The following is a 293-nucleotide window of genomic DNA, read 5'->3' as shown; positions in this document are numbered from 1 at the left end:
GTACAATCCACATTTGTATTTTTGATGGATTATCAGAATTTTCATATACATCCTTATACTTTTTTGTTTCTTCTATTAATGATTTTATAAAATCTCTAAACACGGGATCTAAGCTATCTTTCCAATCAGATGCCATATTCTTTTAATATTTTATTTTTTACCTCTTCAAAATGCTCTACTATTTTTTCAGGTTCTAATCCATTTTTTAAATATCTTGAAANTTGCTTATTATATTTTTCAGGATTTTTTTCTTTTAACATTAATGCATAATTTTTTATATGTTCACCTTTTAT

At 23.3% G+C, this 293-nt stretch carries 1 pseudogene (only partly in view); it reads right to left on the bottom strand.

The annotated features are described in order from the left end of the window. Positions 1-125: 125 nt before the first annotated feature. Positions 126-293: pseudogene (locus tag LUA84_RS04885) on the bottom strand (50S ribosomal protein L18); it runs 431 nt beyond the window's last position.

The organism is Candidatus Nanopusillus massiliensis (genome assembly GCF_920984865.1).
Note: the sequence above shows the minus strand (reverse complement) of the source record. Positions and strands in the feature narration are given on the sequence as shown.